Below are 14,308 nucleotides of genomic sequence, written 5' to 3'. Positions count from 1 at the left end.
GGTCGCGTGGTGGACGCGGGGGGTCGCGCACTGCCTTATGCTGCCTGGAGTGTCGAAGTTGACGACGGCCGCCAAGCGCATGCTGGTCGGCCGCCCTTTCCGCAGTGATTCGCTCGGGCACACGCTGCTGCCCAAGCGAATCGCGCTCCCGGTATTCGCCTCGGACGCCCTGTCATCGGTGGCTTACGCGCCGGAGGAGATCTTCCTGGTGCTGTCGGTGTCCGGGCTGACGGCCTACGCCTACGCGCCCTGGATCGGCCTGGCGGTCGCGCTGGTAATGGCGGTGGTGGTGGCCAGTTACCGGCAGAACGTGCACGCCTATCCGTCCGGCGGCGGCGATTACGAGGTGGCGACCAAGAACCTCGGGCCCACCGCGGGATTGACCGTCGGCAGCGCGCTGCTGGTGGACTATGTGCTCACGGTGGCGGTGTCGATTTCGTCGGCGGCCTCGAACATCGGCTCGGCTGTGCCGTTCGTCGCAACGCACAAGGTGTTGTTCGCGGTGTCGGCGATTGTGATCCTCACTGCCATCAACCTGCGTGGTGTGCGCGAATCCGGTACGGCCTTCGCGATTCCCACCTACGCGTTCATGATCGGCATGTTCATCATGCTGATCTGGGGGTTCACCCGGATCGGCGTGCTGGGGCAGTCGGTGCACGCGGAGTCCTACGGGTTCGGGCTCAAGGCCGAGGAGAACCATCTGGCCGGGCTGGCGTTCGTGTTCCTGATCGCGCGCGCGTTCTCCTCCGGCTGCGCGGCGCTGACCGGTGTGGAGGCCATCAGCAATGGTGTGCCCGCGTTCCGCAAACCCAAGTCCCGCAATGCCGCGACCACGCTGCTGCTGCTCGGTGCGATCGCCATCACCCTGTTCATGGGCATGATCGTGCTCACGCAGAAGGTCGGCATCGTGTACGCGCACGACACCTCCGATTTGATCGGCGCGCCCGCGGGATACGAGCAGAAGACCCTCGTCGCGCAGTTGGCGGGCGCGGTGTTCTCCGGCTTCCAGCCGGGCTTCTACTTCATCACCATCGTGACCGCGCTGATTCTGGTGCTGGCGGCCAATACCGCGTTCAACGGGTTCCCGGTGCTGGGTTCGATTCTGGCGCAGGATCGTTTCCTGCCGCGGCAGCTGCACACGCGCGGTGATCGGCTGGCGTTCAGCAACGGCATCCTGTTCCTGGCCGGTGCGGCCATCGCGTTCGTGGTGCTGTTCGGCGCGGAGGTGACGCGCCTGATCCAGCTCTACATCGTCGGCGTGTTCGTGTCGTTCGTGCTGAGCCAGACCGGCATGCTGCGGCATTGGACGCGCCTGCTGCGCACCGAGACCGATCCGTCGCATCGGGCGCGCATGAAGCGCTCGCGGGTGATCAACGCCATCGGCCTCACCATGACCGCGACCGTGCTCGGCATCGTGCTGGTGACCAAGTTCCTGGCGGGCGCGTGGATCGCGATCGTCACCATGACGGCCATCTTCGGGTTGATGAAACTCATTCGCCGCCACTACGACACGGTGTCGCGGGAACTCGACGAGACCGATTGGGACGGTGTACTGCCCAGTCGCACGCATTCGATCGTGCTGGTGTCCAAGCTGCACATGCCCACCAAGCGCGCGCTGGCCTACGCGCGCGCCACCCGCCCCGACACGCTCGAGGCGATCACGGTGAACGTGGACGAGCCCGACACGCGTGCGCTGGTGCGCCAGTGGGAGACCAGCGATATCGCGGTGCCGCTCAAGGTGATCGAATCGCCGTATCGCGAGATCACCAAGCCGGTGGTGGATTACGTCAAGCGGGTGCGCAAGGACTCGCCGCGTGACGTGGTGACCGTGTTCATCCCCGAATACGTGGTCGGCCACTGGTGGGAGCAGTTGCTGCACAACCAGAGTGCGCTGCGGCTCAAGGGCCGCCTGCTGTTCGAGCCCGGCGTCATGGTGACCAGCGTCCCGTGGCAGCTGTCCTCCTCCGCCGGAAAGGCCCGCGCGGCCCGCGTCGTCAATGCCCCCGGCTACGTCCGGCGCGGCTTCGGTGACGAATCGTGAGCTCCGACTGGTACGGCCAGATCCTCGAGGTCCGCCTCGGCCCGCCCGGCCACGGCGGCTTCTGTGTGGCCCGCCACGAGGGCCGCGTGCTGTTCGTCCGCCACGGCCTGCCCGGCGAACTCGTCCGCGCCCGGGTGACCGAGGACCGCGGCGGCTCCTTCTGCCGCGCCGAAGCCCTCGAGATCCTCGAGCCCTCCCCGGACCGCGTCCCGGCGACCTGCCCGGTCTCCGGCCCCGGCGGCGCGGGCTGCTGCGACTTCACCTTCGCCACCCCCGAAGCCCAACGCGAACTGAAGCGCCAGGTCGTCGCCGACCAACTCCGCCGCCTCGCCGACTGGGAACCCGACTTCACCGTCGAACCGATCCCGGTCCCGCTCGGCCTCCCGAGCAGTGTGGTGGCCCAACAGAACTCACACCCCGCCGGGCGCGATGACGCCATGCCCGCGGGCTCAGCGCCGGGGCGAATCGGCGGCGTGGCCACGCATCTGGCGAGCAGCTTGATCGCCCGGCCCGGTGCCGAGGCGGCCGAAGTGGCGGTGGGGAGCCGGGTTTCGGCGGCGGGGTATACCGCCGGGTGGCGGAGTCGGGTGCGGTTGGCGGTGGATGCCGACGGGCGGGCCGGGGTGCATCGGTATCGGAGTACCGAGGTGGTCGCGGATTTGCGGTGCCCGCAGCCGATGGCGGGGGCCATGGATGGGATCGCGGAGCGGATGTGGACGCCCGGGGCCGATCTTGTTGTGGCCGTTGACGGTGACGGGATGCGGCATATCGTCGAGGTCGCGCCCGCTGCGGCCGAGGACGTCGGTCACCGGGGACGAGGTCAGCGTGGCCGCGGTGCTGGGCGGGAGCGTGGACGCGATTCCGGTGGGCGTGGGGGTGATCGGCGCAGTACCGCCGCGCGGCGCGCGGCTGCCCACGGGGTGCGCGAGGAGCGCGTGGTCGAGGGGACCGGGCGGGCGGTGCAGTATGTGGCGGGGCGGCGGTGGGAGTTGTCGGCCACCGGGTTCTGGCAGCCGCATTACGGTGCGGCGCAATGCTATTCGGATGTGGTCGCGGAGTGGGCCGAGGCCGCGCCCGGGGCGCTGGCCTGGGATTTGTACTGCGGTGTGGGTGTGTTCGCCGCCCGGGTGGCCGAGCAGGTCGGGGATGGCGGGGCGGTGCACGGGGTCGAGTTCGCGCGCAGCGCGGTGACCGAAGGCCGTGCGGCACTGCGGGATCTGCCGTGGGTGGATTTGCGGGCGGAGCGGGTCGAGCGCTGGATCGTCGAACAGCCGAGTGTCGCACCGGATGTCGTGGTGCTGGATCCGCCGCGCGCGGGCGCGGGCAAGGACATGATCAACGCCCTTGGCGAGCGCACCCCGCGCCGGATCATCCACATCGGTTGCGACCCAGCGGCATTCGCCCGCGACATCGGCCTGTACCGCGCGGCGAGCTACCGTCCGGTGGAGCTGCGCGTCTTCGACGCCTTCCCCGGTACCCATCACGTGGAGTGCATCGCGGCCCTGGAGCGCTGACGCGGTCACCGGATCAGGGAGCTCTCGGCGAGGAATTCTGTCCGATTTCCCGCGTTGAAAGCTCCCTGATCTTGTTCTGTGGGATGGGTTGGGGGACAGGGGGTTGGCGGTGGGCCAAGATGGATGGTCGTGACTACGTTGTCGGATCCGACGTTGGCGTCGGTGGTCGAGCTGATCTACGGGGATCAGTCGAGGTTTCACTCGGTCGAGGCGCTGCTGTTGGGGGTGGATCTCAAGCGGCCGGAGTATCGGGGCGAGCTGTGGGTGAACGCCGACAGCTATTGGGGGCGGTTGGTGACGCCGGTGTTCGGGGCGCGGCAGGCGGCGCTGGGCGGGAACGCCGAGGCCGATCGCGCGCTGCTGAATCTGGTCGAGGTGACGGTGGCGCGATTCCTGCAGGGGGAGTCGTTGGCGCGCAAGCATCTTCCGGGCTGGATGCCGGGCCTGCGCAAGGCGCTGCTGGTGGACGGGTATCAGATGAAGATCGACCGGGCGGGGGCCATCGGCCCGGATGGTGGGGTGCGCTGCCGCCTGAAACCCACCGCCTACCTGCCGATTCGACTAGAAGAGCAGCTGGACCTGTTGGCGACCGAGCTGGAGGTGCGCGGCCAACAGGCGGCCCTGGCCGACCTGCGCCAGGCGATCAAACACTATGAGCGCGAGCGCTTCCAGCCCTGCGAGAAGCGCCTGCGCGCGGCCCTGCAGCACATCACCGCCTACGCCGCCGGCACCGGCGACCTCGACCCCACCGCCAATGTTCGCCACCTCGTCGACACCGGCCGCCTCACCATCACCGAAGGCACCCGCCTGCTCCACGACCTGCGCACCATGGTCGTCTCCGACCCCCACCCCCACCGCACCCGCCCCGACGCCACCCGCTTCCGCATCCAACTCACCCAGGTCCGCGCCACCGCCCTCCTGGCCCGCGTCGACCTCTGAGCGACCCCGTCATCCCGGCATGCTTGTGGCCGGGATCCACACCGCCCCTGGTGGATTCCGGCCAAAAGCGCGCCGGAATGACGGTGGCTGAGCGCGCCGGAATTACGGCCTGCGGCTCAGGTGAGTTGCCAGGTGACTCGGATGGTGGTGGAGAGTTCGCTTTCGCCGAGTTCGACCGGGATGGATTCGGCGTAGCCGCCGGACTTGTTGGCGGCGAAGGCGATTCGGGGTTGGGGGGCGGGGCCGGAGATGTTCTCGGTGATCTCCACCACCGGGCCGAGGGTGCGGCTTGCGCGGTAGACGTACTGTTCGGCCTTGCCGAGGGCGTGATCCCAGGCCGCGTCGCGGGCGCGGACCATGAGCGCCTCCTCGTCGGCGACCGCGAGGGTGAGGCCGCCGAGTCGCACATCGTCGCCACCGGCGTCGACCGCGTGGGCGATGATGGCGGCGGGGCCGGTCTCGTCGGATTTGGCCTCGCCATTGTCCGCGGCGATATCGCGCAGGGTGACCGTCAACGAGGTTCCGGCGATGTAGCCGACCAACTGTTCGCGATTCCCGTCGGTCCAGACGGTGTCCGCGCGCACGGTGAGCCCGCTGGTATTGATGTCGCGCCCCGCCACCCCGTCCGCCCGCAGCGCCCCGATGACCGCGTCGGCCCGCTGTCCGGCCCGCGCGTAGGCCGCCGCCACCGTGTCGGCCCGCGTCTCCACCGAGATGTTCACCCGCATGATGTCGGGTGTGGCACTGGCACTACCGGATCCGATCATCGTGATCGTGCCGATGGCGTTCTCGCTGGTCACGGACTTCCTCCTGGATCGGATGGGCACAACCCAGCCGATGCTACCGACGCCCGGCGACCCTCGGCCCGTGCCGCGCGGTCAGCCCACCGGGTCGGGGAGCGCGCGGGTGCCGGCGGCGATCTCGGTGGCCTCGGCCAGATCGAGCCGGAGCACCAGGTCGGGCTGCTCGGCCGGACCGTCGTGGTGGGTGAGGCCGGATTCGGTGATCACGTAGTGAAAGACCGTGTCCCCGATGTGAACCGTGGCGGTGCCGCTGGACATCCGTGCGGCGACGGCGTGCCCGAGGGGCAGCGCGAACCAGTGCGCGCGCACGGCGTCGGTGGCGCGGCGCTCGCCGAGTTGTGTACTGCCCCAAACGGACAGCGAGTCCAGCACCGGGCGCAGTGCCGCGCCGGAATCGGTGAGTTCGTAGAGCGCCGTCCCCGCGCGCGGCCCGACGCGGCGCTTGGTGAGAATCCCGTCACGTTCCAGATCCTTGAGCCGCGCGGCCAGCACGTCGGTGCTGATGCCCGGCAGGTCGGCGAACAGATCGCTGTATCGGCGCGGGCCCGAACACAATTCGCGGACCACCAGCAGGCTCCACCGGTCGCCGACGATGTCGAGGGCGCGGCTGACGGTGCAGTAGTGGTCGTAGCTTCGGCGTGGCACGACCCCACTGTAACCAAGAACTTGGAAAAACAAAGTGCAAACTTGGAAATTCCAAGTAGAGTGTGCGGCAACCACACCGAGAAGGGGTCGTTGATGCAGGTGAAGCAGTCGAGCAAGCTGGCGGGCGTGTCCTATGAGATTCGCGGGCCGATCGCCGAGCACGCCGCGCGGCTGGAGGCGGAGGGGCATCACGTGGTGAAGCTCAATACCGGCAACCCGCTGCCCTTCGGCTTCGAGGCTCCCGCGGAACTGCTGCAGGACATGGTGCGCAATCTGCCCGCCTCGAGCGGCTACTCGACCTCGAAGGGGCTGCTCTCGGCGCGGCGCGCGGTGGTGCAGTACTACCAGACCCTCGGCCTCACCGAGGTCGACGTCGAGGAGGTCTTCCTCGGCAACGGCGTCTCCGAACTCATCATGATGGCCATGACGGCGCTGCTGGAGAACGGCGACGAAGTCCTCGTTCCCGCACCGGATTTCCCGCTCTGGACCGCCTCCACCGCGCTCAATGGCGGCCGCCCGGTGCACTACCTGTGTGACGAGGGCGCGGACTGGATGCCGGATCTGGCCGATATCGAGTCCAAGATCACCGACCGCACCCGCGCGCTGGTCATCATCAACCCGAACAACCCCACCGGCGCGGTCTACACCCCCGACGTGCTGAAGGAGATGCTCGAGATCGCGCGCCGCCACAACCTGGTGGTGTTCTCCGACGAGATCTACGACAAGATCCTCTACGACGGCCTGACCCACACCGCGACCGCCTCGCTGGCCCCGGATCTGTTGTGCCTCACCTTCTCCGGGCTCTCCAAGTCGTATCGGGCCGCCGGCTTCCGCGGTGGCTGGATGGTGGTCTCGGGCCCGACCGAGCACGCCGAGAACTATCTCGAGGGCCTGACCATGCTGGCCGGGCTGCGGCTGTGCGCGAATGTCCCCGCGCAGCAGGCGATTCAGGCCGCCCTGGGCGGCTACCAGAGCATCTACGACCTCACCCTGCCCGGCGGCCGCCTGCGCGAGCAGCGCGACCGCGCGTGGGAGACCCTCAATGCCATCCCGGGCGTCTCGTGCGTGAAGCCGAAGGGCTCGCTGTATGTGTTCCCGCGCATCGACCTGGACATGTACAAGATCCACGACGACGAACAATTCGTGCTGGATCTGCTCCTGCGCGAGAAGATCCACATCGTCCAGGGCACCGGCTTCAACTGGCCCCGCCCCGACCACTTCCGCATCGTGACCCTGCCCCACGCCGACGAACTCGAAGCCATCATCGAACGCATCGGCCGCTTCCTGGCCACCTACAAGCAGTAGGCGCTCGGCGGTCAGCCCGCTGTCATGCCGCCGTCGACCACGTATTCGCCGCCGGTGCAGTAGGTGGATTCGTGGCTGGCGAGGAAGACTACGAGCGGGGTGACCTCCTCGGGTAGGCCGCAGCGGGTGAGGGTGTTCGCGGCGCGGTCGACGGTGGTGCCCTCGGGCGCGCCGATCATGGGGGTCAGGATGCCGCCGGGGTGAACGGAATTCACGCGGACGCCGTGTGGGGCCAGTTCCAGGGCGGCGGATTTGGTGAGGCCGCGGACGCCGAATTTCGAGGCGGTGTAGGCGTGTAGGCCGGGGACGCCCTGCAGGCCCGCCGCGGAGGAGATGTTGATCACCGACGACGGGCGCGCGGCCACCAGGGCGTCGCGGGCGGCGGTGAGGCCGAGGAACGGGCCGGTGAGGTTGATGGAAAGCGTTCGCTCCCACTGCTCTTCGGTGTAGGTGCCGAGCGGGCCACCGTCCAGGATCCCCGCATTGTTGACCAGCACGTCGAGCTTCCCGAAACGGTCGACGGCGGCGTCCACGGCCGCCTGCCAGTCGGCGAGGCTGGTGACGTCGAGATGGATGAAGGCGGCGGCGTCACCGAGTTCGGCCGCGAGCTTGGCTCCCGCCTCGTCCGCGATATCGCCGATGAGGACCGAGGCTCCTTCGGCCACAAAGGCTCTCGCGTGCGAGGCACCCATGCCGGATGCCGCCCCACTGATCAGGGCGACGCGCCCGTCGAGTCTTCCGCTCACGTGCTTCTCACTTCTCCGTGGGGGTGCCGACGAGGTTGCCGTCGAGGTCGATGGGGGTGGGGTCGGGGCGGTAGACGCAGCGGGTTCGGGTGTAGATGGTGGGCATGCATTTGTTGCAGTGGATGCAGGCCGAGTGGGTGGTGGGGTTGGATTGGATGTGGCGCAAGAGGTTTGGTTCGCGGAGGAGGGCTCGGCCCATGGCTACGAAGTCGAAGCCCTCGGCGCGGGCCAGGGTCATGGTGTCGAGGTTGGTGATGCCGCCGAGCAGGATCAGGGGCATCGATAGCTCGCGGCGGAACTGGCGGGCGCGGTCGAGGAGGAAGGCCTCCTGGTAGGGGTATTCCTTCAGGAAGGCGCGGCCGACGGCGTGGAAGCCCAGGCGGGCGGGGGTGGGGAGGACCTTGGCGAATTCGGCGCGGGGTGCCTCGCCGTGGAAGAGCAGCATGGGGTTGAGAAGGGAACTGCCCGCGGTCAATTCGAGGGCATCGAGTGCGCCGTCCGCTTCGAGCCAGGCGGCGACCTGCACGCTCTCGGGGACGGTGAGTCCGCCGCGGCGGCCGTCCTCCATGTTCAGCTTGGCGGTCACCGCGAGACGGTCGCCCACGGCTTCCCTTACCGCGCGGGCGATTTCGCGGGCGAGGCGGGCGCGGTCGGACAGTGAGCCACCCCAGCGGTCACGCCGCCGGTTGAGTAGGGGGCTCAGGAACGAGCTCACCAGATAGTTGTGGCCGAAGTGGATTTCCACCGCGTCGAAGCCGGACTGCTCGGCCAGCAGCGCGGCCTTCGCATGTGCCGCAATGAGTTCCCGGATCTCGGCGTCGTCAGGAACATGCATGGCCTGCATGCTCAAGGGGCTGAACAGCCTGCTGGGCGCGAGCGCGGGCGCGCGATTGGAGGCGGCATTGGCCACCGGCCCCGCGTGCCCGATCTGCGCGCTGGCCGCCGCGCCCTCGGCGTGTACCGCGTCGGTCAATTCCCGCAGTCCCGCAACGGCTTCCGGGCGCATCCAGATCTGGTGCCGGTCGGTGCGCCCGCCCGGCGCGACCGCGCAGTAGGCCACCGTGGTCATGCCGACGCCGCCCGCCGCGACCTCGCGATGGAAGTCGATCAACTCGGGGGTGACCAGTGCGTCCGGGGTGCGGCCTTCGAAGGTGGCGGCCTTGATCACCCTGTTGCGCAATGTGATCGGGCCAAGTCTGGCGGGTGCGAAGATGTCGTTCATCGTTGTTCTCCAGGTGCGGTGAGTCCGGCCACCACGAAATCCCGCAGGGCCGTCAGTGCCGGTCCGGGCATCCCGTGCTCCTCGATCTCGGGGGTGCCGAACCGCATGATGATCAGGTCGAAGGCGAGCATCCAGCGCCGCTTGGCCTCGGCCGGGGCGAGTTCGGGCAGCAGTTTGGCCCAGGAGTCCATGCGGAACCAGGGCCCGCGCCACGAGGTGAGGTGGCGTCCGAGCACGAAGCGGGCCAGCAGTCGAAGATGCAAGCGCCCCAACGGGTCCGAGGCCAGCTCCAAGAAGGGCGCGAGAATGGTGTCCACCACAGCGGGCACCGAATCTCGCCCACCCGTGGCTCCCGCGAGCCCTTCGGCCCACAACGGACCCAGCCGATCCTCGATCAGCGCACCGACGAGCGCCTCCTTCGACCCGAAGTGATAGTGCACCGCGGCCGGATTGGCCCCGGCCGCCGCGCACACCGCCCGCACGGACACCTCGTCATAAGGCTCGGTCAACAGCAGCCTCTCGGCCGCCGCGAGCAACCGCTCGCGCGTCCCGGCCGCCACCTTCTCAACCATGCCCAGCAGTGAAACACGTTTCAAACACCATTTCAATCATTGATTGAAAACGGTGGTAGATGGAGTGTGTCTACCCCTTCGAGCGGGCGTGGCCGGTTAGCGTCAGCGCATGGACGAGGTCGTGCAGCGGGTACTGAGCTTTCCGGCGATCTGGACCTATGTGGTGGTGGCGCTGCTGGTCATCGCCGAGGAGGCCATGGTGTTCGGGCTGCTGGTCCCGGGGGATACCGCCGCCATTCTCGCGGGTGCCGCCGCGAGCCAAGGGCATTTGGGGATCGCCACCACGCTGGTGCTGGTGATCGTGTCGGCGGTCATCGGGGCGAGCATCGGGTATTGGCTCGGGCGCGCGTACGGGTCCCGAATGCTGCAGTGGGCGATCTTCAATCGCTATCGCGACAACCTCACGCGCGCAGGAGATTTCCTGCAGCGCCACGGCGGCTGGGCGATTCTGGTGGGTCGGTTCAGCACGTTCTTCCGGACCATGCTGCCGCAGTTGGTCGGAATGTCGCCCATGTCGTACGGCCGCTTCGTGGTGGCCAGTGCGGCGGGCGCGATCATCTGGGGATCGGTGCTGGTGCTCGCCGGATATCTGGTCGGCCAGTCCTTCACGGCCATCCTGAAGCGCATCGACTCCGATCTGATGATCATCGTCCCGATCGTGGCGGTGCTCGCGCTGATCTACTGGAAATGGCACCGCCACCGCAGTGCCGGGCAGCAGTGAGCTACTCGCTCTGCGCCCAGGCCGCCACCGGAAGCGTCAGGTAGACACCGATATTCGCGTCCACGAACTTCTCGATGTCGGCGAGCAGTCGATCGCAGCGCTCCTGCCGGTTCTCGGCCCGCGACGCGAAGTACTTCGACCGCACCTCGATCACCAGATCCATGCCGGAGCGATCGAACTCCCCGAGCGGACGGAAGCGAATCTCCACGTCACCGGGTTGCAGGTCGCCGTCGTAGGGCTCCTCCGGACATTCGACCGCCGTGGACACCAGGTGCGGCAGCCATTCCCCGAGCTCGCGCAGCACGGTCTCGGGTAGCTCCGGTTTGTAGGTCACCTCGACGAGCGGCATTCGATCATTCTATTGAGCTGCCGCGGCACGGGATTGGCCGCCTCAGGAGGTACGCAGGCTGGCGATCATCTGCTTGGCCTGGTCGGCGGGGAGCTCACCGGTGGTGCCGCGGTCGGCGAGGATGGTCATGACCAGGGTGGCATGGCGGGGACCGGCGAAGGCGAAGGTGTAGACGGAGTACCCGTTGGTGGTGCAGCCGGGCTGACTCGGCTTCCACGGACCCGACGCCTCGACCTGCTGCCCGGTGATGCCGCTGGCGGTGGTCACCGCGGTCGGCGCGCCGGGCTTGCCGCCGGTCGGGTCGTCGTAGCCGCCTTCGATCGCGATTTTCGCCGTCTTCGTCGCGGCGGCCGCGAGATCGGTGTCGCTGACCTGGGCGACGAAGGCCAGGGAGCGGAAGGCCGAGCCGGGGCAGTAGTCGTTGCCTTCACTGGACCTGGCGTATCCGATGAGCGCGCCGTCGGCCCCGGACTGTGCGGAGGTCTGGGTCGGCGCGGAAATGGTCCACCCGGCGGGCACGTCGTAACTGATGCCCAGGACGGGGGCGACCACTGTGCGGGAACCGGGCTTCGGTGAGCCGGAACCCGAGGGGCTCGTGGAGGGGCTGCCGCCCTTGCTGGTCGGGGCCGCGCCCGCGGTCGTGGTGGGCGCGGCGGAGGTTCCACCGGAATCGTCGCGAGTGAGTGCGTAGGCCGCGATGCCACCGCCGACCAGCACGATCACCGCCGCCACGGCACCGAGAATCAACCATGTCCGATTCGGTCCGCGCGGCGCGGGCGGCTGGCCGTAACCCGGAACCGGTTGCTGCCCAGGAAAATTCGGGTCGACCTGCCCGGGGTAGAACTGCTGCGTCGGCTGATAACCCGGCTGCTGATAACCCTGCGGCTGATTCGGGTCGATCGGCGGATACGCGGGCTGTCCCCAGCCCGGCTGACCCGGATCCGGCTGCCCCCAGCCCTGCTGGACCGGTTCTGGCTGTCCCCATGCCTGCCCGGGGTATGCGGGCCGCTGATACGGAGCCTGCGGCGGATATCCGCCCGCTACACCGGGATTCGCGGAGCCGTAGGGATTCGACCACTGATCATGGTTGTCCGTCACGTGTTTTCGCCCTCGCACCCGGCCCCGCCGACAATCCTCGGCCTGTCGCGGCCCACCCTAGCGGGTGCGCTCTAGCCCTGCGAGACGGGAGTTTCCGAATCCGGGTCGGGCGGGGTGGCGGGGGAGGGGGACAGCTTGATCACACCGGCATCCAGATCGATGGCCAGCCGCGGCCGGTGCGTCTGCCCGTCGCCGCTCTCGCTGCCGTCGTCTTCCAGCTTCTTGCCGGGGAACAGTTCGCCGATGACACCCACGAATCCACCCTACATCCGGTAGTAGCGGGGCCCGCGCGGCCCGAACCCGCGCCGACCGCGGACGAAGGCGAAGAACAGCACCGGGAACAGGAAGAACGGGAAGAAGTGGGTCGCCACCGCGAAGGTGATGCCGAAGACCAGGAACGCCGCCACCCCGATCGGCGCGTACGGCAGCGGCCGCCGCGGTGCCGGGACCGGGGTCGGGGCGAGGACCTGCGGTGCGGGCGGTTGGGGCCGGGGTAGGTCCCCGAACAGCGCCGCCAATTCGCCCGCGGTCTTGGCGGCGTACGCCCGCCCCACCCGATCGTCGTATTCGGTGACGTCGAGGCGGCCCGCCGCGAAGTGCTCGCCCAGCGCCGCGGCGGCCTGCTCGCGTTCCGCGGTGCCGACGCGGACATCGGGCGGTCCGTAGACCGCGGGATCGAAATCGGTCATGACATCCGCCTCATGGGAGGGAAGGAATCTCGTTGTCCGCCAGCGTAGGCGCGTTTTCGGCGGCGCGCCTGCACACGCGGACGTAATCCGCGCTACGTCCGCTGACGTAGCTGTGCCGCGCGGTGTTCGGCGGCCAGCGCGGCGAATTCGGCCACTCGCGGATGATCGTTGTCGGACCGCCAGACCAGCAGCGCCCGGGCCGCGGGCAGACCCGTCAGCGGCACGAACGCCACCTCCGGATGGGTGAAGTAGCTGGGCATGGCGGTGGTGGTCGCGAAGACCGCGTTGTTGTGGGCGACGGCCGAGAGCATCTCGGGTTCGGTGCGGGCGGGCGCGGCCCGCGGAATCGGACGACCGGAGGGCGTGGTGGCGGGCGGCCAGAAGCTGCGCGCGAATTCGGGGCTCACGTCCGGGTGCGGCCCGATCACCCGCAGGTCGGCCAGGTCTTCGAGGTCGAGGCTGTCCCGCGTCGACCACGGATGGCTGCGCGCGATGGCCACCAGCCGCGGGAACACCGCCAGCTCCGGACCCACCGTCAGATCCGGTTGTTCGACCGGGGCCAGGCAGACCTGCACGTCCACCTCGCCGCGCCGCAGCGGCCCGTAGATATCGGTCCACGCGATCTGAATGCGGGTGACCGGACATTCCCGGTGCCGGGCCCGGAACACGGTCAGCGCCTCGTCCAGGGTGGACCCGTACGGCCCGAGGAATCCGACGCGCAATCCCCGTGCGGCGGTGCGGGTTTCGGTCAGCGCGCGCTGCAGGTCGGCGAAGGCGGGCCGGACCCGCGCCAGCAGGTGTTCACCCAGCGGATTGAGCGCGACCCGGCGACTGGTGCGCTCGACCAGCCGCCGGCCGATGCGCCGCTCCAGGCTCCGGATCAACTGGCTCACCCGGGGTTGCGACAAACCCAGACGGGCCGCGGTGCGCCCGAAGTGCAGCTCCTCGGCCAGCACCACGAAGGCTTCCAATTCGGTGGGGTCGACGCGAGTCGCGCGAGCAGGGTCTTCGATCAGCATTGCTTATCGATCTTCCCGGATTTCGCCGTTGATGGCCATCCGGCGGATATTCGATGCTGAATCCGTGAGTGATGTGCGGCGTTTGGTGGTCGGGATCAGCGGGGCGACCGGAATCGCCTACGGGATGCGGGTGTTGGAACTGGCCCGCAAGGCCGGGGTGCAGACGCATCTGGTGGTGACCCCGGCCGGGCAGCAGACCCGCGCCTACGAAACCGAGCTGAGCGCCGCGGATCTGGCGGCGATGGCGGATGTGACCTACCGGCCCGCCGATATCGGCGCGGCCATCGCCTCGGGGTCGTTCCGGACCGCGGGAATGATCGTGGCCCCCTGCTCGATCCGCACCCTGTCGGCGGTCGCGTACGCCAACAACGACAACCTGCTCACCCGCGCCGCCGACGTGACCCTCAAGGAGCGCCGCCGACTGGTGCTCATGGTCCGCGAAACCCCGCTCACCCTGGCGCATTTGCGCGCCATGACCGCGGTCACCGAGATGGGCGGCATCGTCATGCCGCCGGTGCCCGCCTTCTACCTGAACCCGGAATCAGCGTCGGACATCGTCGACCACACCGCCGGGCGCGCCCTGGACCTGCTGGGCATCGAGGTGCCCGAACTGCCCCGCTGGGGCGAGTAGACCGACCGAAGGAA

16 protein-coding genes are annotated in these 14,308 nt (G+C 68.8%); 6 read left to right on the top strand and 10 right to left on the bottom strand.

What is annotated here, in order from left to right:
* Positions 1-49: 49 nt before the first annotated feature.
* The 3 genes from VMT65_RS12625 to VMT65_RS12615 all read left to right on the top strand — a co-directional run bounded on the left by VMT65_RS12625 (position 50) and on the right by VMT65_RS12615 (position 4,494).
* Positions 50-2,041, top strand: a complete 1,992-nt coding sequence (locus VMT65_RS12625) for an APC family permease (protein WP_326308315.1) — start codon at positions 50-52, stop codon at positions 2,039-2,041.
* Positions 2,035-3,555 (top strand): class I SAM-dependent RNA methyltransferase, encoded by a 1,521-nt coding sequence (locus VMT65_RS12620; RefSeq protein ID WP_442790244.1) that lies wholly within the window; start codon positions 2,035-2,037, stop codon positions 3,553-3,555. Before VMT65_RS12625 ends, VMT65_RS12620 begins: the two co-directional genes overlap by 7 nt.
* A gap of 129 nt (positions 3,556-3,684) precedes the next feature.
* A complete protein-coding gene (locus tag VMT65_RS12615) occupies positions 3,685-4,494 on the top strand; it encodes a hypothetical protein (RefSeq protein WP_326308313.1) in 810 nt (269 codons plus the stop codon).
* Positions 4,495-4,610: 116 nt separating this feature from the next.
* On the opposite strand, the gene VMT65_RS12610 is transcribed toward VMT65_RS12615, so the two are convergent.
* Both VMT65_RS12610 and VMT65_RS12605 read right to left on the bottom strand, forming a co-directional pair.
* Positions 4,611-5,294 carry an SIMPL domain-containing protein gene (locus VMT65_RS12610; protein ID WP_326308312.1) on the bottom strand — a complete coding sequence of 228 codons (684 nt, stop codon included), beginning with the start codon at positions 5,292-5,294 and terminating at the stop codon, positions 4,611-4,613.
* Between the two features lie 78 nt (positions 5,295-5,372).
* Positions 5,373-5,942, bottom strand: coding sequence for a winged helix-turn-helix transcriptional regulator (locus tag VMT65_RS12605; RefSeq protein WP_326308311.1), 570 nt, complete (start codon positions 5,940-5,942; stop codon positions 5,373-5,375).
* 93 nt (positions 5,943-6,035) lie between these two features.
* Between VMT65_RS12605 and VMT65_RS12600 the strand changes: the two genes are divergently transcribed.
* A complete protein-coding gene (locus VMT65_RS12600) occupies positions 6,036-7,247 on the top strand; it encodes a pyridoxal phosphate-dependent aminotransferase (protein WP_326308310.1) in 1,212 nt (403 codons plus the stop codon).
* A gap of 11 nt (positions 7,248-7,258) precedes the next feature.
* Here the strand turns inward: VMT65_RS12600 and VMT65_RS12595 are convergent, their stop codons facing one another.
* From VMT65_RS12595 to VMT65_RS12585, 3 genes are read right to left on the bottom strand one after another with little or no spacing between them, the layout of a single operon-like run.
* Positions 7,259-7,993, bottom strand: coding sequence for an SDR family oxidoreductase (locus VMT65_RS12595; protein WP_326308308.1), 735 nt, complete (start codon positions 7,991-7,993; stop codon positions 7,259-7,261).
* Between the two features lie 7 nt (positions 7,994-8,000).
* A complete protein-coding gene (locus VMT65_RS12590; protein WP_326308307.1) occupies positions 8,001-9,215 on the bottom strand; it encodes an NADH:flavin oxidoreductase in 1,215 nt (404 codons plus the stop codon).
* On the bottom strand, positions 9,212-9,787 hold the full coding sequence (locus tag VMT65_RS12585; protein ID WP_326308306.1) for a TetR family transcriptional regulator: 576 nt from the start codon (positions 9,785-9,787) through the stop codon (positions 9,212-9,214). Before VMT65_RS12585 ends, VMT65_RS12590 begins: the two co-directional genes overlap by 4 nt.
* A gap of 109 nt (positions 9,788-9,896) precedes the next feature.
* Between VMT65_RS12585 and VMT65_RS12580 the strand changes: the two genes are divergently transcribed.
* The gene (locus tag VMT65_RS12580; protein ID WP_326308304.1) at positions 9,897-10,508 is read left to right on the top strand and encodes a DedA family protein; all 612 of its coding nucleotides are present in this window, start codon (positions 9,897-9,899) and stop codon (positions 10,506-10,508) included.
* Position 10,509: 1 nt separating this feature from the next.
* On the opposite strand, the gene VMT65_RS12575 is transcribed toward VMT65_RS12580, so the two are convergent.
* The 5 genes from VMT65_RS12575 to VMT65_RS12555 form a co-directional block, all read right to left on the bottom strand.
* Complete coding sequence (locus VMT65_RS12575; protein WP_326308303.1) at positions 10,510-10,857, bottom strand: hypothetical protein; 348 nt, start codon at positions 10,855-10,857, stop codon at positions 10,510-10,512.
* Between the two features lie 42 nt (positions 10,858-10,899).
* Positions 10,900-11,955, bottom strand: a complete 1,056-nt coding sequence (locus VMT65_RS12570) for a hypothetical protein (protein WP_326308302.1) — start codon at positions 11,953-11,955, stop codon at positions 10,900-10,902.
* A gap of 71 nt (positions 11,956-12,026) precedes the next feature.
* Positions 12,027-12,209: a hypothetical protein gene (locus VMT65_RS12565; protein ID WP_326308301.1), complete on the bottom strand. Its 183-nt coding sequence runs from the start codon at positions 12,207-12,209 to the stop codon at positions 12,027-12,029.
* Positions 12,210-12,218: 9 nt separating this feature from the next.
* The gene (locus VMT65_RS12560; RefSeq protein WP_326308299.1) at positions 12,219-12,644 is read right to left on the bottom strand and encodes a DUF1707 SHOCT-like domain-containing protein; all 426 of its coding nucleotides are present in this window, start codon (positions 12,642-12,644) and stop codon (positions 12,219-12,221) included.
* A gap of 92 nt (positions 12,645-12,736) precedes the next feature.
* Positions 12,737-13,663 carry a LysR family transcriptional regulator gene (locus VMT65_RS12555; protein ID WP_326308298.1) on the bottom strand — a complete coding sequence of 309 codons (927 nt, stop codon included), beginning with the start codon at positions 13,661-13,663 and terminating at the stop codon, positions 12,737-12,739.
* A 64-nt stretch (positions 13,664-13,727) separates the two neighbouring features.
* Between VMT65_RS12555 and VMT65_RS12550 the strand changes: the two genes are divergently transcribed.
* Entirely contained in the window at positions 13,728-14,294 is a 567-nt protein-coding gene (locus tag VMT65_RS12550; RefSeq protein ID WP_326308297.1) for a UbiX family flavin prenyltransferase, read from the top strand.
* Positions 14,295-14,308: the final 14 nt, after the last annotated feature.

This window comes from Nocardia sp. CDC153, assembly GCF_035818515.1.
Classification (GTDB): domain Bacteria; phylum Actinomycetota; class Actinomycetes; order Mycobacteriales; family Mycobacteriaceae; genus Nocardia.
Note: the sequence above shows the minus strand (reverse complement) of the source record. Positions and strands in the feature narration are given on the sequence as shown.